Origin of the sequence: Maritalea myrionectae DSM 19524, assembly GCF_000423365.1 — a bacterium.
In the GTDB taxonomy this organism is placed as follows: Bacteria; Pseudomonadota; Alphaproteobacteria; order Rhizobiales; family Devosiaceae; genus Maritalea; species Maritalea myrionectae.
Genome location: NZ_AUHV01000005.1, coordinates 416,903 through 431,186, shown reverse-complemented (window position 1 = coordinate 431,186; position 14,284 = coordinate 416,903). Strand labels below are relative to the sequence as shown.

The 14,284-nt window shown below is 52.8% G+C and carries 17 protein-coding genes; 6 read left to right on the top strand and 11 right to left on the bottom strand.

What is annotated here, in order from left to right; translation table 11 throughout:
- Position 1 precedes the first annotated feature (1 nt).
- The 5 genes from G549_RS0116135 to ccoG are packed head-to-tail and all read right to left on the bottom strand — an operon-like array spanning position 2 to position 4,826.
- Positions 2 to 289, bottom strand: a complete 288-nt coding sequence (locus tag G549_RS0116135) for a 4a-hydroxytetrahydrobiopterin dehydratase (RefSeq protein ID WP_027835890.1) — start codon at positions 287 to 289, stop codon at positions 2 to 4.
- Positions 290 to 297: 8 nt separating this feature from the next.
- Positions 298 to 471 (bottom strand): cbb3-type cytochrome oxidase assembly protein CcoS, encoded by a 174-nt coding sequence (gene ccoS / locus G549_RS0116130; RefSeq protein ID WP_027835889.1) that lies wholly within the window; start codon positions 469 to 471, stop codon positions 298 to 300.
- Positions 468 to 2,756: a heavy metal translocating P-type ATPase gene (locus G549_RS20715; RefSeq protein ID WP_051213987.1), complete on the bottom strand. Its 2,289-nt coding sequence runs from the start codon at positions 2,754 to 2,756 to the stop codon at positions 468 to 470. Before G549_RS20715 ends, ccoS begins: the two co-directional genes overlap by 4 nt.
- Positions 2,757 to 2,760: 4 nt before the next feature.
- Positions 2,761 to 3,240, bottom strand: coding sequence for a FixH family protein (locus G549_RS0116120; protein WP_036223302.1), 480 nt, complete (start codon positions 3,238 to 3,240; stop codon positions 2,761 to 2,763).
- Between the two features lie 17 nt (positions 3,241 to 3,257).
- Positions 3,258 to 4,826 carry a cytochrome c oxidase accessory protein CcoG gene (ccoG, locus tag G549_RS20710; RefSeq protein WP_051213986.1) on the bottom strand — a complete coding sequence of 523 codons (1,569 nt, stop codon included), beginning with the start codon at positions 4,824 to 4,826 and terminating at the stop codon, positions 3,258 to 3,260.
- Between the two features lie 194 nt (positions 4,827 to 5,020).
- Here ccoG and msrB point away from each other — a divergent pair, with 194 nt between their 5' ends.
- From msrB to G549_RS0116095, 4 genes are all read left to right on the top strand, one after another.
- Entirely contained in the window at positions 5,021 to 5,473 is a 453-nt protein-coding gene (gene msrB, locus G549_RS0116110) for a peptide-methionine (R)-S-oxide reductase MsrB (RefSeq protein ID WP_027835887.1), read from the top strand.
- Positions 5,474 to 5,483: 10 nt separating this feature from the next.
- Positions 5,484 to 5,840, top strand: coding sequence for a cupin domain-containing protein (locus G549_RS0116105; RefSeq protein WP_027835886.1), 357 nt, complete (start codon positions 5,484 to 5,486; stop codon positions 5,838 to 5,840).
- 68 nt (positions 5,841 to 5,908) lie between these two features.
- Positions 5,909 to 7,132: a cation:proton antiporter gene (locus G549_RS20705; protein ID WP_036223097.1), complete on the top strand. Its 1,224-nt coding sequence runs from the start codon at positions 5,909 to 5,911 to the stop codon at positions 7,130 to 7,132.
- Positions 7,129 to 7,728: a GNAT family N-acetyltransferase gene (locus G549_RS0116095; protein WP_027835885.1), complete on the top strand. Its 600-nt coding sequence runs from the start codon at positions 7,129 to 7,131 to the stop codon at positions 7,726 to 7,728. Before G549_RS20705 ends, G549_RS0116095 begins: the two co-directional genes overlap by 4 nt.
- Positions 7,729 to 7,755: 27 nt before the next feature.
- Here the strand turns inward: G549_RS0116095 and G549_RS0116090 are convergent, their stop codons facing one another.
- On the bottom strand, positions 7,756 to 8,514 hold the full coding sequence (locus G549_RS0116090; protein ID WP_027835884.1) for an SDR family oxidoreductase: 759 nt from the start codon (positions 8,512 to 8,514) through the stop codon (positions 7,756 to 7,758).
- A 90-nt stretch (positions 8,515 to 8,604) separates the two neighbouring features.
- Between G549_RS0116090 and G549_RS20700 the strand changes: the two genes are divergently transcribed.
- Complete coding sequence (locus tag G549_RS20700) at positions 8,605 to 9,498, top strand: LysR family transcriptional regulator (RefSeq protein ID WP_051213984.1); 894 nt, start codon at positions 8,605 to 8,607, stop codon at positions 9,496 to 9,498.
- Between the two features lies 1 nt (position 9,499).
- Here the strand turns inward: G549_RS20700 and G549_RS20695 are convergent, their stop codons facing one another.
- Positions 9,500 to 9,859: a winged helix-turn-helix transcriptional regulator gene (locus tag G549_RS20695; protein ID WP_051214035.1), complete on the bottom strand. Its 360-nt coding sequence runs from the start codon at positions 9,857 to 9,859 to the stop codon at positions 9,500 to 9,502.
- A gap of 246 nt (positions 9,860 to 10,105) precedes the next feature.
- On the opposite strand from G549_RS20695, the gene G549_RS0116070 reads away from it, so the two are divergent.
- On the top strand, positions 10,106 to 10,687 hold the full coding sequence (locus tag G549_RS0116070; protein ID WP_027835883.1) for a flavodoxin family protein: 582 nt from the start codon (positions 10,106 to 10,108) through the stop codon (positions 10,685 to 10,687).
- A gap of 88 nt (positions 10,688 to 10,775) precedes the next feature.
- Here the strand turns inward: G549_RS0116070 and ccoP are convergent, their stop codons facing one another.
- The 4 genes from ccoP to ccoN are packed head-to-tail and all read right to left on the bottom strand — an operon-like array spanning position 10,776 to position 14,184.
- Positions 10,776 to 11,639 (bottom strand): cytochrome-c oxidase, cbb3-type subunit III, encoded by an 864-nt coding sequence (gene ccoP / locus G549_RS0116065; protein ID WP_027835882.1) that lies wholly within the window; start codon positions 11,637 to 11,639, stop codon positions 10,776 to 10,778.
- 4 nt (positions 11,640 to 11,643) lie between these two features.
- Positions 11,644 to 11,814, bottom strand: coding sequence for a cbb3-type cytochrome c oxidase subunit 3 (locus tag G549_RS21550; protein WP_051213982.1), 171 nt, complete (start codon positions 11,812 to 11,814; stop codon positions 11,644 to 11,646).
- Between the two features lie 13 nt (positions 11,815 to 11,827).
- A complete protein-coding gene (gene ccoO, locus G549_RS0116055; protein WP_027835881.1) occupies positions 11,828 to 12,556 on the bottom strand; it encodes a cytochrome-c oxidase, cbb3-type subunit II in 729 nt (242 codons plus the stop codon).
- An 11-nt stretch (positions 12,557 to 12,567) separates the two neighbouring features.
- Positions 12,568 to 14,184, bottom strand: a complete 1,617-nt coding sequence (ccoN, locus tag G549_RS0116050; protein ID WP_027835880.1) for a cytochrome-c oxidase, cbb3-type subunit I — start codon at positions 14,182 to 14,184, stop codon at positions 12,568 to 12,570.
- Positions 14,185 to 14,284: the final 100 nt, after the last annotated feature.

Below are 14,284 nucleotides of genomic sequence, written 5' to 3'. Positions count from 1 at the left end.
CCTAAACCAATTTCTCGATTGCGTGCGCCAACTCAATATCCTTCTCGGACAAGCCATTGGCGTCGTGCGTGGTCAACAAGATAGACACCTTGTTGTAAACATTAAACCACTCAGGATGGTGGCCTTGCTTTTCCGCCAAAATCGCAACGGAACTCATAAACCCAAATGCTTGCACAAAATCGTCAAACTTAAAATCGCGTTCAATGCCGTTCTTCACAGGGTTAAATACCCAATCCGGCAACTGGCCCAAGGCATGTTCGCGGCCTTCAATATCTAATGGCTCTACCATAAAACTCCCTATTCATTCTTCTCCGCGCGGCGTGGCCGATCATCTTGATCGTCTTCCAATATACGCATCGCCGCACCGTCCAGATCTTCATATTGGCCGCTTTTTAAAGACCACAAAAACGCGCCTAAAGCCAGCACGCCAATAATCAAAACAACTGGAATAAGAATCAGTAGAGGGGTCATTCAGCAGCCACCGCTTTCAATTTGGACGCATTTGTAGAATGCGTCGGGAGTTCTTTGGTTCCATTTTGTTGGCCCAAACGCAAGCGCAATGCATTTAAGGTGACCACCAAAGAGGAGGAAGACATGGCGATTGCTGCCAACAATGGCGTTGCAAACCCCATCACCGCCAAGGGAATGGCAACCGCATTATAACACAGTGCCAAGCCGAAGTTCTGTTTCACCGCACGCGATGCCCGCTTTGAGATCTCAACCGCAAAATTAACATCGGCCAAACGGTTATGGGTAAAAATGAAGTCTGCCGCGTTTCGCCCGACGTCGGCGGCGCTTGATGGCGCCATGGACACATGTGCCGCCCGCAATGCCGGCGCATCATTAATGCCATCGCCAACCATCAGCACTTTTTCGCCCCGATCACCGGCCGCAGCAATCGCTTCAACTTTTTGATCTGGGGTTAGCGCGCCATGGGCGTTTTCCACCTGCAAAGCCTGCGCAATGCTGGCCACAACTTGTTGGCGGTCCCCCGAATAGATCGCCAAATCATACCCGTTGGCCTTTAGCTGCGCCAAGGCCGCTTGTGCATCTGGCCGCAACACATCTTCAAAACCGAAACCGGCAACCATTTTACCATCGCAGGAAAGGTAAACCTCGCTTTGCGCTGCATCAGAGCCTTTATAGTCCGGGTCGCAGAAATCCGCCCGGCCCCAGCGCCACTCATGCCCGTCGATTTGCGCCAATACGCCAGCTCCGGGCACTTCTTCCGCATCTGTCAGAGACGTCACATGTTGATCCGAATAGGCGCGGGCGAAGGCTTTTGAAAATGGATGCCGCGATAATTGTGCCAATTGTAGCGCCCGCTCGACATGCTTCGGCTCACCAAAAATCTGACCTTTCAATATCGGCGATCCCAAGGTAAGCGTGCCAGTTTTGTCAAAAGCGACACTTGTGATCTGTGCCAGGCGTTCAAGCGCCGCACCATCCTTCATCATCACACCACGTTCAAACAAACGGCCCGCGGCAACAACATGCACGATAGGTACAGCCAAGGCCAGGGCACAGGGGCACGTGATGATGAGAACAGCGATGGCGGTGACGGTGGCATGATACCAATCGCCATTGTAAAGGCCCCAGCCCAGAAATGTGAACAGCGCCAGCAAATGCACAAAAGGCGCGTAAATTTCAGACGCCCGATCCGCAATACGTTTGTAGCCCGCACGACTGCCCTCAGCGGCGTCCATCAGTTCGATCATCCGCGCCAAGAAACTCTGGTGTGCCGCCTTTTCCACTTCGATCTTCAGTGCACCCGACAGGTTTGTCGCGCCGCCTAAAACCGACGCGCCCTGCACACACCGCTCTGGCACCGTCTCTCCGGTCACCAACGACATATCCAAATCGCTTTTGCCTTCAATGACACGGCCATCAACTGGAATGCGCTCCCCGGCGGCAACTTCCAAAATCATGCCAACTTGTACGTCGTTCAGTTTGATGAAATCGCGGCGGCCATCGGCCAGAATCTGCACGGCCCCCTTCGGTGCCAATGAAGCCAGGCTGCGCACCGCAGAGCGTGCCCGTTCACGCATCACATGGTCCAATGTGCGCCCAATCAGCAAAAAGAACAAAAGGCTCACTGAAGCGTCAAAATAGGCATGTTCGCCGGAATTGATCGTTTCATAAAGGCTCAAACCCAGCGCCAGCAACACCGCCAATGAAATCGGCACGTCCATGTTCAACCGCCCATGGCGCAAAGCGCCCCACGCAGATTTGAAAAAGACCTGACCTGAGAAAAACACAGTGGGTACAGCAATCAACGCCGAAATCCAGTGAAACAAATCGCGGGTGCTTTCGTTGGCACCCGACCAGATGGACACGGAAAACAGCATGATGTTCATGGCGGCAAAGCCCGCCACCGCAAGCGCCAAAATCAGCTTAGAAAGGCTCTTGTCCTTGCCCGGCTCCTCTGCATCAAGCAAAAAGCAGCGATAGCCAGCGCGGCCAATGGCAGCTACCAAATCCATCGGGGCCGCACCGTTTTTAGCGGTAAACACCACCTTCACCCGCTTGGTGGACATATTCACCCGCGCTGATTGCACCATGTCCAACCCATTCAATTCCGTTTCAATGGATTTGATACAGGCGGCGCAATGCATATCCGGCACGCCAAATTCGACCTGCCGCTGTCCCTCACCAAGGTCAGCGGCGGCGGCGATGATCGCTTCATTGCTTATCTGGTGGTCAGCATCCGCAACAATTTGCGAACCCGCTTCCACCCCAGGTGCACAGCAGCTCATTTGCTTAGTCCACTATTAGCCGCTCACGATAAGTGAACGGAATATCGTTGGCACTGATCAATTGCACTTCCACATCCCATGCGCCTTTGGCAAGCTCATGCTCAGCTGTGAAATCGCCATTGGCAGCGGGCAACATGGTGACCATATGGTCCTCACGCTCATGGCTTGGGCGCATCAATTTCACTTCAGCTTCCGACGCAGAAACCGGCGCCCCTTTTGCGTCCAACAGGCGATACCGCAAAACACCACCTTCAATCGCAAAGCTTGGTGTCCAGCCCAGTGCATCCTGCACCCGATTGGCTTCCAGCTTCTCATTGAAATGCTGGCTGGCCACATATGAGTTTTTCACCACGAGCCCCGTCCAACTGGTCGTGGCGAAATAGGCCATGATCAGATTAACGGTGATAATGGTGCCGAAGAACAGGCCGATCACCATCAACATATGCTTGCCTGTAAACTCTTTTGGCTTTTTCGTCTGCGCCATTGTTTGCTCCATCATCTTCACTCCCGTGGCATTTCAAATTTCACGGTTTCTCGTGAGCTTTCTTCGCCGAACACATCAACGACGACAAAGTCAAACCGTACAGGATTTTCATTCAATTGTTGAGGCATTGCCCGCACATAAACACGCAGCGGCAAAACCCGGTCTGGCTCAACATCCAACACAATATCGGTCTGCGGCTCGTCAACAGAGCTCGCCAAGGTCATTTCGCCACTCGGCAAGCCTTCAATCGACAAGCGAATCGTCCGGGGTTCGGGCGTCATATTCAAAATCTTGACGTCATAACCATTGCGCACCGCACCATCTGAAAGCTGCACATAGAGCGGATTCCGGTCATGCTGCACATTCACATCCAACCGATCGCGCAAGGACAATGCAATCAACATGCCCAAACCAATCGCGGCCCAGAAGCAGAAATAGACCAGCGTGCGCCACCGAATGATCGAACGCCAATTGGTGCGTTTCACCCGATCAAGCAACTTGCCCTTGTCATCCCGCACTTTGGTGGGATCAATCGTGGCAGAACCTGTCGTCGCCAACTGCATGTTTTCGTTATAGTCATTCAGCGTTGTGTAGGAGATCAGGCCACGTTCGCGGTCCAACTTGTCCATCACATTGTCACACGCATCAATACAAAGCGCACAGGTGATGCATTCAAGCTGCTGCCCATCGCGAATATCAATGCCCATTGGACACACCGCAACGCAAGCGTTGCAATCGACGCAATCACCAACGGTCTTGCCTTCCTTCAACGCCTTTTTGGAATGTTTAGTGCGCGGCTCACCCCGCCAATCATTATAGGTCACCGTCAGCGAGTGCTCATCGAGCATCGCGCCCTGAATGCGCGGCCAAGGGCACATATAGGTACACACTTGCTCGCGCATCAGCCCACCAAAAGTGTAGGTCGTCGCCGTCAAGATCAAAATGGTGAAATAGGCCACCATCGGCGCTTCGAATCGGATCACGTCCATAAACAGCGTCGGCGCATCGGCGAAATAGAAAATCCACGCGCCGCCCGTGGCCACGCCAATCAGAAGCCAGGTGCTGTGTTTGGCCACCCGCCGCCAAATCTTGTTTAGGGACCAAGGTGCGTCGTCGAGCTTCATCCGCTGATTGCGGTCGCCTTCAAAAAAGCGCTCAACCACCAAAAACAGATCAACCCACACGGTTTGCGGGCAGGTATAGCCACACCAGGCCCGGCCAACGGTGGAGGTGATCAAAAACAACCCCACCCCGGCCATCACCAAAAGGCCGGCAACATAATAAAATTCTTGCGGCCAAATCTCGATGAAAAAGAAGTAGAAACGGCGATTGGCCAAATCCACCAGCACGGCCTGATCCGGGGCATATTCGCCGCGGTCAAATCGCAGCCATGGCGTGATATAGTAAATGCCCAAGGTCACGATCATGATGATCCATTTCAACCGACGGAAATTACCATTTACCCGTTTGGGGTGAATTTTTTTTCGCGCAGCATAAAGTGGCGCACGTTGCCCGGCGCGGTTAACCGCTTCCACGTCATAGTCTTCAACGTGGGTTTCACCCTTGGAGGTGGCTGTATCTGTCATGCTAAATGATCCCTATCCATCGCATTAGAGGCAAGACTAGATTATTCCACCCAGACGAGTGTTGATATGAGTCAATTCCCCTCGCGACAATTTGTCAGTCTCGGAACAAAGACCTTGCTCACCAAATTATGATTGTGAGGCGCATCCAGCACCGATTATAGTTCAAATTCCTTGCAAGAAGTATGGTGACCATCATGGCAGATCACAAAGACTATCAAAAGACCCAAGACGCCCTCGAAAAACTGACTGAGGAGCAGTTCTATGTGACCCAAAAAAATGGCACTGAGCGCCCATTCCAAAATGAATATTGGGACCATAATGAAAAAGGCATTTATGTCGATATCGTCTCGGGTGAGCCGCTGTTTGTTTCATCCGATAAGTTCGATGCCGGGTGCGGCTGGCCCAGCTTTTCGCGGCCCATCAACCCAAGCTGGGTGAAGGAAAATACCGACACCACCCACGGCATGGTGCGCACCGAAGTCCGCTCCCACCATGGCGACAGCCATTTGGGCCATGTGTTTGATGACGGGCCAGCAGAAATGGGCGGCTTGCGCTATTGCATCAATTCCGCCGCATTGCGCTTTATCCCCTCTTCCAAAATGGAAGAAGAGGGCTATGGTGAGTATTTAGAGCTACTCGACACATAGGGATCAAGTCATGGGCGACAAAGCAATCAATCTAAGCGAAAAATTCTCAACCTTTACCGAACAGTGGTCGCCCAAAATTGTCGCCCAACTCAACGATTATGACATCCTGATCGCCAAGGTTGAAGGCGAGTTTAATTGGCACAATCATCCTGACACCGATGAAATGTTTATGGTGATTGAGGGTGAAATTACCATTGAAATGAAAGATGGCGACGTAACCCTTGGTCCCGGCGAGCTTTATGTGGTGCCCAAAGGCAAACAGCACCGCCCGGTGGCCAAGGCTGAAGCCAAGATCATGCTGTTTGAACCAGCAGGTGTGCCCAACACAGGCGACCCGGCCACGGCGGCGACCAAAGAATTGGTCTAACCCACTTGTTTTAAACAATCTTGCCCTCATAATGGCCGCACAACTCATTCGTCAGCCAAGGCACGTTCATGCCCCATGAATTTCAATTCGCCCTGATCTTGATCGGCATAATGGGCTTTGCCCTTTTTGTGCGGCCGATTGAAAAGTCATGGATCACCCTGCCGATATTCTTTGCCGGGTTGGGGTTTGGCCTTGGTCCAGCCGGGTTAGGCATCATCAATCTTGAAATTGACGACAGCACCATCCACACCGTGGTCGAAATCACGCTGATTCTCACCCTGTTTCTCGACGCATCAAAAATCCGGCTACGCAATCTTAAAACCCATTATGGCTTGCCCGCACGCATGTTGTTGATTGGCATGCCGCTCACCATCGCCTTGGGCACAATTTTGATCATCCTGCTCTCCCCAGACCTGCCCTGGGCCATGGCACTGTTAACGGCTGCCATCTTAACCCCGACAGATGCAGCGCTGGCCCAACCGATCTTGGCAGATAAAGATGTGCCCATGCGCCTTTCAGAGGCAATCAATGTGGAAAGCGGCCTCAATGATGGCATGGCCCTGCCCGTGGTGGTGTTCGCGGCATTGCTGATGGCCAATGAAGCCAGCAGCAGCATCAACCTCACCCCTATCGCCATTGGCCAATTTGTCGGCGCGCAAATCATTTTTGGCCCGCTGGCGGGCATTATGATCGGCTATCTCGGTGCCAAATTGCTCGATTTGGCCACCCATCACAAATTCACCCAACCCATTTATGAAGGCATCTTCTTCCTCAGTGTGGGGCTGGCCGCCTTTTTCGGCGCTGAAACCATTGGCGGCAACGGTTTTATCGCCGCCTTTGTTGCCGGGCTGACCTTCGGCAATGTGAAAATGACGCGCCACAAATTCATCACCGAGTTTTTGGAAGGCGAAAGCACGTTCCTTACTATTCTCACTTTTATGATTTTTGGCGCCGTGCTGGCCCCCATCGGGTTGGCCCATGCCAATTGGACCACACTGCTCATCGCCATTGGGTTTTTAACCCTTGTGCGCATGCTGCCCATCGCCATCAGCCTGATTGGCGAAAAGCTGCACCTTTATGAGCGTTTTATTCTGGGTTGGTTTGGCCCCAAAGGATTGGCCTCAATTCTATTCGCGCTGTTTGTCGCCGAGCAATATGAGCTGCCCTTTGTTGATGAAATGCTGGCCTGCACCGTATTGACCGTTGGCCTGTCCATTCTGGCCCATGGGCTAAGCGCCAAACCCCTTGCCCATCACTTTGAAAAAACCATGCAGAAAGTCAAAAAACCATGAGCAAATGGTTCGCCCCCATCACCCTTGAAGCCCAAACCGCAAAATTGGTGCCGCTGAGCCACGACCATCTGGCCGACTTGCAAGCCGCCAGCGCCGAAGGTGAATTGCATAAACTTTGGTACACCAGCATAGCCGCGCCGGAAAAAATGGAAGCGGAAATTGATCGACGGCTGGGCTTGGAGGCCGAGGGCATGATGCTCCCTTTCAGCGTCGTCGATCAGCGCACGGGTAAAATCATCGGCCAGACCACATTTCTCAATCTTAATTCGACGAATCGCCGCGCCGAGATTGGCGCCACCTGGTATGCCAAAGCGGCCCAACGCTCACCCATCAATACCGAATGCAAGCTGATGCTGCTCACCCACGCCTTTAAGGACATCAAAGTAAATGTGGTGGAGTTCCGCACCCACCATTTAAACCATCAAAGCCGACGCGCCATTGAGCGATTGGGCGCAAAGCTGGATGGCATTTTGCGCAACCACATGATCATGCCCAATGGCAGCTTGCGCGACACGGCGGTCTATTCAGTGTTGCCCCACGAATGGCCCGCCATAAAAGCCAACCTGCAATGGCAATTGGACAAGCCGCGCGACTAGGCGTGGCCAATCCAATCAATTTTGCACTCAGCTTGGCAGCCCCAGGGCAGCGCGGCCCTCTTCGGTTTTCATGGAGAAATCCTGCCCCAGATAATCGTCACCAGCGGGGCCACATAAAAAGGCGATGGCCTTGGCCACCCATTCGGGTGAAATATGCACCGATGGGTCCAATGCGCTGACCGGGTTGATGCCAGAGGCTTTGATCTCAACTTGCATCTGTGTTGCCACCGTACCGGGACTCAACCCAATCGAACGGATGCCCTGTGTTGCATATTCCTTGTGCAATGTGCGGGTCAGCTGCAGCAAGCCCGCCTTGGTGGCACAATAATGGCTCCACCCTTCAAGCGCGCCATAGGCCGCGCCGGAGCTGATATTGATGAAAGTGCCACCCTTTTTCGCCAGCATCTGCGGCAGCGCCGCATGCATCATATAATAGGGGCCCTTCAAATTCACATCGACCATGTGTGACCAGGCGGTAGGGTCACTATCGCCAATGCGGGCGATGGGGTCGATCAGCCCTGCATTATTGACCACAATATCCACGCCACCAAAGCACTCGGCCTTTTCAACCGCCGCCCGCACCGCGTCATAATCCGCCACATCACAGGCGACAACTTCCACACGCTCGCCACTCGGGTCCAACGCCTTGGCAAGCGCCTCCAACTTGTCTTGCGATCGGGCCAGCAAAATCAAATTGGCGCCAAGCTCAAACAAATGCCGCGCCGCGGCTTCGCCGATGCCCCGGCTGGCCCCAGTGATCAAAATTGTCTTGTTTTGAAAATTCATCACATACTCCTCAATTGCATCGACGTTAGCAAAGCGTGATTGCGCAATAAATAGCTTCGCATACATGATTTTATTGCTATATTTGCAATAATGCAGATTGAAGATTTAGACATCGCACTAGACGTGGCCCGCAGCAAAAGCTTCGCCCAAACTGCGCGCGACCACAATATGGACCCCAGCAATGTGACACGCGCTGTAGCACGGCTGGAAGATCGCTTGGGCTTTCAATTGTTTCAGCGCTCTACCCGGCGGGTGAATCTCACCGATAAGGGCCAGCAATATCTGGATCAGATCGCCCCGCTTTTAGCTGGGTTGAAAGACGCCGAACGCGCCGCCCGAGCTCAAATCCTGGAGCCGGAAGGCCAAGTGCGCCTCACCTGTTCCGCCGCATTTGGCCAAGAAGTGCTGCTGCCAGTTTTGCAAAAATTTCGGGCCAAATTTCCGCGCATCGACCTAAAGATCTATATGACCGATGATAATATGCCGCTGCTGGAGCGGCAGATCGATATGGCTTTGCGCTTTGCCCCCACACCCCGCGGCAATATGCACGCCACCAAATTATTGTCGCCAATTTATCATTGCGTCGGCAGCCCTGCATGGCGAGACAAAATCAACACGCCACAAGATTTGTCGAACGCCGATTGCCTTTTGCTGGATTTGCCGCCGGCGCTCACCCCATGGCATTTCAAAAAGAAATCCACCAATCAGAAGTGCACCATTGATGCCAAAGGCACATTATCGCTGTCCGCACCATTGGCCGTGCTGAAAGCGGCCTGTGCGGGACACGGCCCGACCCTATTGCCAAACTGGCTAACAAAGTCGGCCCTGGAAACTGGAGATCTGGTAAATTTATTGCCGGAGTGGCAGGGGCAGATGCACGAAGCGCAAACGCATTTATGGCTCCTGCACCACCCGCATCGCCATATGCCCTTCACCATTCGCCTTGTAAGGGACTTTTTGATTAATCACATCGGCGGGCAATAGATCAGGCGGTTTGCGCGACGGCGTTGCGCTTTTGGGCAAAATTCGCGCGGCCCCAATCGCCCAATGAGCTCATCACCGACTCCAGGCCTTGGCCCACCTCAGTTAGAGAATATTCCACATGCGGCGGCACCACCTCAAACACGTGGCGGTTCACAATGCCGTCTTCTTCCAGTTCGCGAAGGGTCAAGGTCAGCATGCGTTGGGTGATGTCGGGAATGGCGCGCCGCAATTCGCCAAAGCGCAGCGGCCCATCAATCAGATTATGTACGACAATCAATTTCCACTTGCCGCCCAATTTTGACACCGCATAAACGACGGGGCAAAGCTGACTTCTTGTCTCCTCATCCATCGATTCGGGCATCTTGAGCCCATGGATATGTAAATTATCGCACATTTTTTTCTCCGCACATTTTGCGCTTTTCCCGGCGCAATGGCCCAGCTTTGCTTTAGGCACATTTTTGTAAGTATACTTTATGTACCTACATATCAAAATAGTGCCTTCTTGCGATTTTTATCCCAATGCCCCCATTTAGGTCAAGCGCCGCCACCAATTGATGGACTATCCCCATCTGGCGACAAGAAATTTTGACCAATTAGGAATGTTCAAATGACGAAAGTTGCAATTGTTTTTCACTCTGGCTATGGCCACACCGCCAAACAAGCTGAAGCCGTGCGCAATGGTGTTGCCCGCACCAACGCAAACCCTATTTTGATCCCCGTGGAAGAAGCGGACAATCATTGGGATGATCTCAAAGACGCCGATGCCATCATTTTCGGCAGCCCCACCTATATGGGCAGCGTTTCCGGCGAGTTTAAAGCCTTCGCCGACAAAAGCTCCAAAGTTTGGTTCGAACAAGGCTGGAAAGACAAGGTCGCCGCAGGTTTCACCAACTCCTCCAGCTTGAATGGTGACAAGCACTCCACCCTGCAACAGCTTTCATTGCTGGCCGCCCAGCACGGCATGCATTGGGTGAGCTTGGGCCTGATGCCGGGCAACAATTCGTCCACCGGTTCGGAAGAAGATTTGAACCGCCTGGGCGCATCCCTTGGCGCGATGGCCCAATCCAACGCAGACCAAGGCCCCGAACATGGTCCCATTCCGTCAGATTTGGAAACTGCAGCCCATTTGGGCGAACGCGTCGCCACAATCGCCCGTCAATTCGCCGCCGCGAAAAAGATTGCTGCCTAACCCGGGCAGAACCTCAACCTCTTTACCAAATCAAAAGGGCCCCAAATTGGGGCCCTTTCTTCGATCTGTGATCTGTTATAGCGAAAGCCTACTGTCCACCGCCCAGTGAGTGCACATAAACCGCCAATTGCTTAACAGTTGCGTCACCCAAGCGCTCTTGCCAGGCAGGCATTGCCCCATGTTGTGGATTGTTGATTTGCGCAGAAATCGCCTCAACGCCACCACCATAAAGCCAAATGGCATCATTCAAACTTGGTGCACCAAGTTCAGCGATACCGCCAGCATCTTCACCATGGCAGGCTGTGCAGTTCTCTTCGAACAAGGTCTTACCTTCTTCAAGATAGGCCTCGTCATGTTCGTCACCGGAAAGGCTGGCCACATAATGCGCAGTTGCGCGAACTTGATCACGTTCCCAAAACTCACCAAAGGCGGGCATTTCACCAACGCGTGTATCGTCGTCAGCTTCGTAGCGCACCCCGTGAGAGATCGTGGCATAGATCTCATCGATCGTGCCGCCCCAAATCCACTCATCATCATTCAAGTTCGGGAAGCCAACGGCCCCTTCAGCACCAGCACCGTGACACTGAGAGCAATAGACCTTATAGGCAGATTCGCCACCTGCAACCGCAAAGCGGGTCAGGTCTGAATTGTCGAGAACCGCACCAACTTCCATATCGTTGATCTGACTGACAAACTCCTGTTTCGCTTCATCCGCCGCCGCAACATTTTGGGCCAATTCAGCCCGGCTTGAATAGCCAAGAATGCCTGGTGTTGCACCATTGATCAGCGGAATAGCAGGATAGAGAATGCAGTAAATCACCGCCCAAACGATTGTGCCGTAAAACGTCCACAACCACCAACGAGGCATAGGTGTGTTAAGCTCTTTAATCCCGTCCCACTCGTGACCGGTGGTTTCAACGCCGCTGATTTCATCAATTTCTTTTTTACTCATCGGCCTATTCCTCTCCTTGAGGCGAACGATCATCTTTTAAAGGAATCTGGGCTGCCATTTCCGCGTGTTTTTTGGCGCCAGGGCGGAACATAAACAGCACCACCCCAACAAAAACCACGAACAAATACAAAAGCCCCCAACTGTCCGCGAAGTGTCGAAAAGCATTGTAATCCATTGTCTTTTCTCCCTTAGCGATAGTTTGCTTGCGCGTCGTATGAGCTGAAATCAACCAGCGTACCGAGCATTTGCATATAGGCCACCAACGCATCCATTTCGGTCAAACGTGTTGGGTCACCATCAAAGTCACCCAAAACCGCTTTAGGATAACGCGCTTCCAAACCATCCCAGTCTGCATCCGGGTCGGCCTGCGCCTTCAGATCAGCGTCGGCATTATCAACCATTTCTTGCGTATAGGGCACGCCCACACGCTGGTTAGCCACCAGATGGTCCTGTGCTCTAAAGCCCAGATCCGCTTCCGCCAAGAAGCTGTAACTTGGCATCACGCTTTCTGGCACCAGCGATTGTGGATCTTTCAAATGCTGGACATGCCATTCATTTGAATATCGATCCCCAACCCGCGCCAAGTCAGGCCCGGTCCGCTTTGACCCCCATTGGAAGGGGTGGTCATACATCGACTCTGCAGCCAATGAATAATGGCCATAACGCTCAACCTCATCCCGGAAAGGACGGATCATTTGTGAGTGGCAATTGTAGCACCCTTCACGAATGTAAATATTCCGGCCAGCCAGTTCGAGCGGGGTGTAGGGCCGCATGCCCTCCACCTCTTCAATGGTGTTTTCCAAGTAGAACAAAGGCGCGATCTCAACGATACCACCAATGGACACTGTCACCAGGCCTGCGACCAGCAATAGGGTTGCGTTACGTTCAATAACACCGTGTTTATCTAACAATCCCATGGTTCAACCCCTTATTCTGCTGGTTGCGCTGTGGCAACGTGCGCGACAGCGATTGGTTTTTCGTTGCGGGTTTTGCCTTTGATGGTCATGTACACATTGTACGCCATCACCAAACCGCCCACGAGGTACATGGCCCCGCCAACAGCCCGAAGGATGTAGTATGGCTTCAACGCAGCCACAGTTTCCGCGAAGGAATAAACCAGGAAGCCTTCAGCATCATATTCGCGCCACATCAGGCCCTGAGTGATGCCAGAAACCCACATCACAGCGGCATAAACAACGATACCGAGTGTGGCGAGCCAGAAGTGCCAGTTGACCATGCGCATTGAATACAACCGATCACGGCCCCAAAGACGTGGCACCAAGAAGTAGATCATGCCAAAGCTGATCATACCAACCCAGCCCAACGCACCAGAGTGCACGTGTCCAATGGTCCAGTCAGTGTAGTGAGACAAGCCGTTCACCGCTTTAATGGACATCATTGGTCCTTCAAAAGTGGACATGCCGTAGAACGCCACCGCAATCACCATCATCCGGATAATCGGGTCGGTCCGCAATTTGTCCCATGCGCCAGAAAGCGTCATCAAACCATTGATCATGCCGCCCCAAGAAGGCATCCACAACATGATGGAGAACACCATGCCCAAAGTCTGTGCCCAATCAGGCAACGCTGTGTAGTGCAAGTGGTGTGGCCCAGCCCAGATATACATAAAGATCAGTGACCAGAAGTGGATGATGGACAAGCGGTATGAGTAAACCGGACGCTCAGCCTGTTTCGGCATAAAGTAATACATCATGCCCAAGAAGCCGGCGGTCAGGAAAAAGCCCACCGCATTGTGGCCATACCACCATTGGGTCAACGCATCCTGCACACCAGCAAACGCTGAATAGCTCTTGATGGAGAAGGGAGAGACCGGCATCGCCAGATTGTTCACCACATGCAGCAGGGCGATTGTGAAGATAAAGGCAAGATAGAACCAGTTGGCCACATAAATGTGTGGCTCTTTGCGTTTAAACAAAGTTCCCATGAACAAGATCAAATAGCCTACCCAAACAATGGTAAGCCAGAGATCGACATACCATTCAGGCTCTGCATATTCGCGCCCCTGGGTAATGCCGAGCAAATAGCCGGTGGCCGCCATCAGAATGAAAAGCTGGTAGCCCCAAAATACAAATTGCGTCAGACCGTCAGATATCAGGCGGGCACTGGTGGTGCGCTGCACAACATATAAGCTGGAGGTGATCAACGCCGTGCCGCCAAATGCAAAAATCACCGCGGAGGTGTGCAAGGGGCGCAAACGGCCGAAATTCAAATAGGGTTCAATATTGAGCACCGGGAAAGCTAACTGCAATGCGGCAATAACCCCGATCAGAAAGCCCACAACGCCCCAGAATGTGGTCAGGATCACACCTGCCCGAATAGGGTCGTCAAAATAGCCCGATTTATCAACCGGTGCCGCATCGCCCGCAAAATCTACCTTGCGAAGGACATAAATTGTGCTCAGCGCGAGCGCAAAAAACACCACCCACGCATGTGTTTGAAATAATACGTCTTGTGCAAAGCCCGCCGCCAAAAGCGACAAAACGGCCCCAAATGCCAGCAAGATCGTCCAGCCTAAATTTCTCATATTTCCCCGCAGAAAATAATCTCGGTTTAAGTTTAACCGGAAAGTCGACCCGGTTTGCCCCATCCGCAACTTATCGAGATGCGGTTGCTACCTCGTTGAT

Excerpts from the sequence above, each read along its gene's own strand:
- G549_RS0116135 (WP_027835890.1), bottom strand. The coding sequence starts at position 289 with ATGGTAGAGCCATTAGATATTGAAGGCCGCGAACATGCCTTGGGCCAG.
- ccoS (WP_027835889.1), bottom strand. The coding sequence starts at position 471 with ATGACCCCTCTACTGATTCTTATTCCAGTTGTTTTGATTATTGGCGTG.
- G549_RS20715 (WP_051213987.1), bottom strand. The coding sequence starts at position 2,756 with ATGAGCTGCTGTGCACCTGGGGTGGAAGCGGGTTCGCAAATTGTTGCG.
- G549_RS0116120 (WP_036223302.1), bottom strand. The coding sequence starts at position 3,240 with ATGGCGCAGACGAAAAAGCCAAAAGAGTTTACAGGCAAGCATATGTTG.
- ccoG (WP_051213986.1), bottom strand. The coding sequence starts at position 4,826 with ATGACAGATACAGCCACCTCCAAGGGTGAAACCCACGTTGAAGACTAT.
- msrB (WP_027835887.1), top strand. The coding sequence starts at position 5,021 with ATGGCAGATCACAAAGACTATCAAAAGACCCAAGACGCCCTCGAAAAA.
- G549_RS0116105 (WP_027835886.1), top strand. The coding sequence starts at position 5,484 with ATGGGCGACAAAGCAATCAATCTAAGCGAAAAATTCTCAACCTTTACC.
- G549_RS20705 (WP_036223097.1), top strand. The coding sequence starts at position 5,909 with ATGCCCCATGAATTTCAATTCGCCCTGATCTTGATCGGCATAATGGGC.
- G549_RS0116095 (WP_027835885.1), top strand. The coding sequence starts at position 7,129 with ATGAGCAAATGGTTCGCCCCCATCACCCTTGAAGCCCAAACCGCAAAA.
- G549_RS0116090 (WP_027835884.1), bottom strand. The coding sequence starts at position 8,514 with ATGAATTTTCAAAACAAGACAATTTTGATCACTGGGGCCAGCCGGGGC.
- G549_RS20700 (WP_051213984.1), top strand. The coding sequence starts at position 8,605 with ATGCAGATTGAAGATTTAGACATCGCACTAGACGTGGCCCGCAGCAAA.
- G549_RS20695 (WP_051214035.1), bottom strand. The coding sequence starts at position 9,859 with ATGCCCGAATCGATGGATGAGGAGACAAGAAGTCAGCTTTGCCCCGTC.
- G549_RS0116070 (WP_027835883.1), top strand. The coding sequence starts at position 10,106 with ATGACGAAAGTTGCAATTGTTTTTCACTCTGGCTATGGCCACACCGCC.
- ccoP (WP_027835882.1), bottom strand. The coding sequence starts at position 11,639 with ATGAGTAAAAAAGAAATTGATGAAATCAGCGGCGTTGAAACCACCGGT.
- G549_RS21550 (WP_051213982.1), bottom strand. The coding sequence starts at position 11,814 with ATGGATTACAATGCTTTTCGACACTTCGCGGACAGTTGGGGGCTTTTG.
- ccoO (WP_027835881.1), bottom strand. The coding sequence starts at position 12,556 with ATGGGATTGTTAGATAAACACGGTGTTATTGAACGTAACGCAACCCTA.
- ccoN (WP_027835880.1), bottom strand. The coding sequence starts at position 14,184 with ATGAGAAATTTAGGCTGGACGATCTTGCTGGCATTTGGGGCCGTTTTG.